Here is a 5,334-nt window from a genome sequence, read left to right on the forward strand (position 1 = left end):
TACGGCGATGGGGCGCACCCCTCAACCGGGGGTGCGCCCCATCGCCGTACCAGCGGGTCGTCAGGACGCTTACCAGGCGGCGTTGGCCTTGGCCTCGTGCTTCTCCGAGGGCAACAGGATCCACATGGCTATGTAGAGCAGGAACTGCGGGCCGGGCAGCAGACACGAGAGCACGAAGATCACGCGCATCGTCGTCGCGGAAGTGCCGAAGCGCCGTGCCAGCGCGGCACACACTCCGCCGATCATGCGGCCGTTGGTGGGGCGGGCGAGGGCGGTCATGACGTCTCCTGAGTGAGGCGGTGACGGGGGCCGGCTCTTCCGGCCGCCTCGTCTGCGATCTGCACTCAACGTTACGGACGCCGGGTGGACGAAGCGTCGCTCTACGGGGCGATCCCGACCCTGGGAATCGTCGGGGTCATACCCTGAGTCGCGTCATCCGTACGGACGGCCGCCAGGCGTCTGCGGTCGCTCCTGCGGCGGAGCCGCGACCGTACGGCGGGCACCACGGCGACATGCGCGAGGGCCACGCCCACCGTGTTCAGGAGCAGCGAGTCGACGTCCACGACCTGACCGGGTACGCCGGTCTGCAACAGCTCGATGCCCAGCGAGATCAGGGCGCCCGCCATGACCGTACGGAACAGCGAGGCGAGCGGGGAGACGTCGAGCCGTCCGCCCGCCATCGGCAGCAGCACACCCAGCGGGGCCAGCAGCGCGAGCCCCTCCGTGATGCGCCGGGCCGCCTCCGGCCAGCCGAGGGAGAGATCGGCTCGTATGCTCGCGAAGGGCCGCAGGTTGGCGGGCAGTTGCCACAGGACGTCGAGCGGACGCAGCGTGATCCAGGCGACGAGCGCGAGATGGGCGACGAGGAGGACACCTCCCGCCGTACGGATGCGAATGGCCGCGTTTTCGTCGGCCGAGCCATGACGCTGCACGCCCCCCAAGACGCGGTCATCGGCACGATCGGTTCCGGGTTGCCCCCATACAGGGGAGTGAGTCATGTGCCACACGGGAGCCCGCCCGGGCCATGAGGGGCGTGCGGGCGCCCGGGGGGAGCGCTCAGCCGCCGTCCACGCCCGACGACGGCGGTACCTGCGCCCCCGGCCGGGAGCGGACCTCCGGGGTGCACGTGTACCGGCGCAGCGGACCGCTTTCCGGGCCGCCCAGGACGACGGAGCCGTCCCCTTCGGCGGCGGCCGAGTCGGAGAACGTGCAGACGATCTGGGCGAGGGCGTACGAGGACAGCCCGGCCGGGGACGTGCTCAGCCGCAGGGTGTCCTTCGGGTCGCCCGGGCCGGGGCCGCGCACGCTCGTCCCGCCGCGCACGTCGGTCGTGTAGCCCGCCGCGGTCTCGCTCGTCGACGGGGTCCGGGCCAGCTCGTCCAGCAGTCCCTGGGCCACCAGGACGCGCCGCGCGGCCTCGGCCGCGCCGTCCGGGACGCGTACCGCGCGGTCGACGGTGACGAGCTGGGAGGCGCACAGGAGGAACACCTGGACCGGGACTTCCGCGGCCGTCCGCGCGCCGAGGTCCGGCGCGGAGGGGCTGGAGACGCCGGAGAGGGAGCACGGCACGAGGGAGGGCGCCGGACCGAAGTCCGTCGGCACCTCGGTGGCCCGGATCCCGCACCCGGAGAGCAGCACGACGGCGAGCACCGGAAAGGCCGGCCAGACCCGCACACCGCGCACGCCTCGCACACTGGGCACATCGCGCACACCAGGCACGGCCCGTGCGCCTTGTGCAGCCGATCCACCACGCGCGGCCCGTGAGGCGAGCACGCCCCGCACGCCCCGCGCGGGCCGCATGTCTGGCAGGGCCTGTACGTCACGTGCGGGCCGCATGTCTGGCTGGGCCCGCACGTCACGTGCGGGCCGCAGGACTCGCCGGGCCCGTGCGCCGAGCACCGCCCGTACGCCTCGCAGGGCCCGCACGCCGCGCGCGGGGCGCTCGTCTCGCGGGCTGCGTACGTTCGTCACGTGCTCTCCCCGTTGCCGTTCGCGCCGGCCGGCTCGGCCGGTGTCTCCGTCAGTGCCGACGGGTCCCGGGGCAGCCGCAGGGTGAACACCGCGCCGCCCTTCGGGGAGTTGGCGGCGCTGATCGCGCCGCCGTGGATGTGGGCGTTCTCCAGGGCGATGGACAGGCCCAGGCCGCTGCCCTCGGAGCGGGGACGGGACGCGCTCGCCTTGTAGAAGCGGTCGAAGACATGCGGCAGGACGTCCTCGGGGATGCCCGGACCGTGGTCCTGTACCTCGATCAGCAGATCGGCGTCGGACGCACGCACCGACACCCGTACCGGCGAACCGCCGTGCTTGAGGGCGTTGCCGATGAGGTTGGCCAGGATGACGTCGAGGCGGCGCGGGTCGAGCAGCGACATGATGCCGCGCTCGGCGTCCAGTTCGACCGCGTCCAGCCAGGCGCGGGCGTCGATGCAGGCCGTGATCTGGTCGGCGATGTCCACGTTGTCGAGGACCAGCCGGGCGGTGCCCGCGTCGAAGCGGGTGACCTCCATCAGGTTCTCCACCAGGGAGTTGAGCCGCCGCGTCTCGCTCACCACCAGCCGTACCGCCGGTTCGATCATCGGGTCGACGCTGCCGGTCTCCGCGTCCAGCTCCTCTTCGAGGATCTCCGTCACCGCGGTGATCGCGGTGAGCGGTGTACGCAGCTCGTGGGACATGTCCGCCACGAACCGCCGCGAGGCCTCGTCCCGGGCGCTCATGTCGGCGACCCGGGTCTCCAGGGCCTCCGCCGTGTGGTTGAACGTCCGGGCGAGGTCGGCGAGTTCGTCCGTCCCGGAGACCCGCAGACGCGTGTCCAGCTTCCCCTCGCCGAGCCGCCGGGCCGCGACACCGAGGCGCTGCACCGGCTTCAGTACGGTCGTCGCGGCGGCCTGCGCGAGCAGCGCCGAGCCGATCAGCGCGAGGCCGGTGGCGATACCCAGCGACCAGGCAAGGGAGTTGAGGTCCTTCTCCTCCGGTTCCAGCGACTTCAGCATGTAGCCGGTCGGACCGCCGCCGATCACCCTCGTGCCCGCGACCAGGTACGGCTTGTCGCCGGAGATGATCCGCTGCCAGTACAAGTGGTACGGGTACTTGTTGTTCGAGGTGATCGGCTGCTGCCTGCCGACCGCCGTACGCAGCGACTTGGGCACGTCGGACAGCGAAAAGGTGTCCAGCGCCCCGGAGTTGCCGACGAGAGCGTGCCCGTGGCCGTCCTCGACGACCAGCAGCACGCTGAACCCCTGGCTGCCGGCGGCCATCTGGCTCGCCGTGTGCTGGAGTTCGTCCGGTGCGGGGTCGACCGGGAGCGAGCCCGCGCGGTTCTGCATCTCCTGCTGGAAGTCGCGCAGCACCGCGTCCTGCGTACGCGTCAGCACCGCCTCGCGGTTGAGCCAGTACGCGATTCCCGACGCCGACACGGCGGCCGTCAGCGCCACCAGGCCGAAGACCACGACGAGGCGCAGCCGCAGGCTGGTGAAGCGCAGCCCGGAAAGTATCGCCCTGCGTGCCGCGGCCCAGCCGCGGAGCTTGTCCTGCGGTTTCGTCACTGAGGCGAGTCCAGCCGGTAGCCGACGCCGCGGACGGTTCGGATCAGTGTCGGCGACGACGGAACGTCCTCGACCTTGGCGCGCAGCCGCTGCACACACGCGTCCACCAGCCGCGAGTCGCCCAGGTAGTCGTGCTCCCAGACCAGCCGCAGCAACTGCTGCCGGGACAGTGCCTGGCCGGGTCGCCGGCTCAGCTCCAGGAGCAGCCGCAGCTCGGTGGGCGTGAGCTGCAGATCCTCGCCGTTCTTCGTCACCGTCATCGCCGAACGGTCGATGACGAGCGAACCGTAGGTCGCCGAGTCGCTGGACTCCCGCTCCCCGCGCCGCAGTACGGCCCGGATACGGGCGTCGAGCACCCGGCCCTGCACCGGTTTGACGACATAGTCGTCGGCGCCGGACTCCAGCCCGACGACCACGTCGATGTCGTCGCTGCGCGCGGTGAGCAGAATGATCGGCAGTTGGTCCGTGCGCCGGATACGACGGCACACCTCGAAACCGTCGATGCCGGGCAGCATGACATCCAGCACGATCAGATCCGGCCGATGCTCACGCAGCAGCTTCAGACCGTCCTCACCGGTGGCAGCGGTGGCAACCCGGTGACCCTGGCGCGTCAAAGACAGCTCCAGGGCCGTACGGATGGCGTCGTCGTCCTCGATCAGCAACAGGGAAGGCACGGATGCATTCTGGCCCATGGCCGGGCCGGGCTGCGACTGTCAGGTGGTTGTCGGGCGATTTCGGGGTGTAGGCGGCCTTTACCGGGCCACTCCGTGACCCTCCTGTGTTGTCGCGCGTTCCCTGGAAGGGTCGCTGTTGCACGCCTGTGACAGTCGGCGGACACCGTCATGAAGTGGCTTCGGCAAAGTTCTCGGCACAGGCAAGGAAGCACCACGAACCGAGCCGAACACCGGGGAAGTCCACGACGGGGGGCGCGAGATGAGCACGCTGCACAGCACGAGCGCGAACGCAGTGATCACGCGACTGCACGACGTGAACGTGAACCGGGGGGCGGAGAAGTCCGGTGCCGCGATCGGGCGGGGGTGCGTTCGCGGCACCGGGCGTCAGCACACCACGTACATGTCGGTGGTTGACGCTCGCACGGGGGGAAGCGGAAACGGCGCCACGGGGGAAACGGGGCGCACGGGGGCGGCGTACAGGGAGACCACGGGGGAGCGTTGCTCGCTGTCGGAGGCGGAGTTCACCGCCTACGTCCAGGAGCGACGTGCCTCCCTGTACGCGACCGCATACCACCTCACCGGTGACCGCTTCGAGGCCGAGGACCTGCTCCAGAGTGCGCTTTTCTCGACGTACCGCGCCTGGGACCGGATCAGTGACAAGGCGGCGGTCGGGGGCTACCTCCGCCGCACGATGACCAATCTGCACATCAGCGCGTGGCGTCGCCGCAAGCTGAACGAGTACCCGACCGAGGAGCTGCCGGAGACGGCCGGCGACACGGACGCGATGCGCGGCACGGAGCTGCGCGCGGTCCTGTGGCAGGCGCTCGCCCGGCTCCCCGAACTCCAGCGCACCATGCTGGTCCTTCGTTACTACGAGGGCCGCACGGACCCGGAGATCGCGGAGATCCTCGACATCAGTGTCGGCACGGTGAAGTCCAGCATCTGGCGGTCGCTCCGCCGGATGCGTGAGGACGAGGTCCTCAGCTTCGGCCGTGACGAGGAGGAATCCTTCGGGGAGCTTGTCGCCTGAAGGTGTGGGGGGAACCACCGCTCAACGGGGGAGCGGTAAACGGGGGAAAGTCTGTCTCGTATACACATCGGACGCTGACGACGAATAGAGA

General features: G+C 70.6%; 6 protein-coding genes. 1 reads left to right on the forward strand and 5 read right to left on the reverse strand.

Annotated features, from left to right (window positions below):
- Window positions 1-69 precede the first annotated feature (69 nt).
- From AOK08_RS37645 to afsQ1, 5 genes are all read right to left on the reverse strand, one after another.
- Window positions 70-279, reverse strand: a complete 210-nt coding sequence (locus AOK08_RS37645; protein ID WP_055534477.1) for a PspC domain-containing protein — start codon at window positions 277-279, stop codon at window positions 70-72.
- Between the two features lie 101 nt (window positions 280-380).
- Entirely contained in the window at window positions 381-932 is a 552-nt protein-coding gene (locus tag AOK08_RS37650; RefSeq protein ID WP_055534478.1) for a VanZ family protein, read from the reverse strand.
- A 124-nt stretch (window positions 933-1,056) separates the two neighbouring features.
- Window positions 1,057-1,800, reverse strand: coding sequence for a hypothetical protein (locus AOK08_RS37655; RefSeq protein WP_422125807.1), 744 nt, complete (start codon window positions 1,798-1,800; stop codon window positions 1,057-1,059).
- 167 nt (window positions 1,801-1,967) lie between these two features.
- A complete protein-coding gene (locus tag AOK08_RS37660; protein WP_055534479.1) occupies window positions 1,968-3,539 on the reverse strand; it encodes a sensor histidine kinase in 1,572 nt (523 codons plus the stop codon).
- The gene (gene afsQ1, locus AOK08_RS37665; RefSeq protein WP_055534481.1) at window positions 3,536-4,213 is read right to left on the reverse strand and encodes a two-component system response regulator AfsQ1; all 678 of its coding nucleotides are present in this window, start codon (window positions 4,211-4,213) and stop codon (window positions 3,536-3,538) included. Before afsQ1 ends, AOK08_RS37660 begins: the two co-directional genes overlap by 4 nt.
- A 259-nt stretch (window positions 4,214-4,472) precedes the next feature.
- On the opposite strand from afsQ1, the gene AOK08_RS37670 reads away from it, so the two are divergent.
- A complete protein-coding gene (locus AOK08_RS37670) occupies window positions 4,473-5,243 on the forward strand; it encodes a SigE family RNA polymerase sigma factor (RefSeq protein ID WP_055534482.1) in 771 nt (256 codons plus the stop codon).
- Window positions 5,244-5,334: the final 91 nt, after the last annotated feature.

Source organism: Streptomyces graminilatus, assembly GCF_001418565.1.
Lineage (GTDB): Bacteria > Actinomycetota > Actinomycetes > Streptomycetales > Streptomycetaceae > Streptomyces > Streptomyces graminilatus.

Coding starts and splice junctions, on each gene's coding strand:
- AOK08_RS37670 (WP_055534482.1), top strand. CDS start 4,473: ATGAGCACGCTGCACAGCACGAGCGCGAACGCAGTGATCACGCGACTG.
- AOK08_RS37655 (WP_422125807.1), bottom strand. CDS start 1,800: ATGCGGCCCGCGCGGGGCGTGCGGGGCGTGCTCGCCTCACGGGCCGCG.
- AOK08_RS37645 (WP_055534477.1), bottom strand. CDS start 279: ATGACCGCCCTCGCCCGCCCCACCAACGGCCGCATGATCGGCGGAGTG.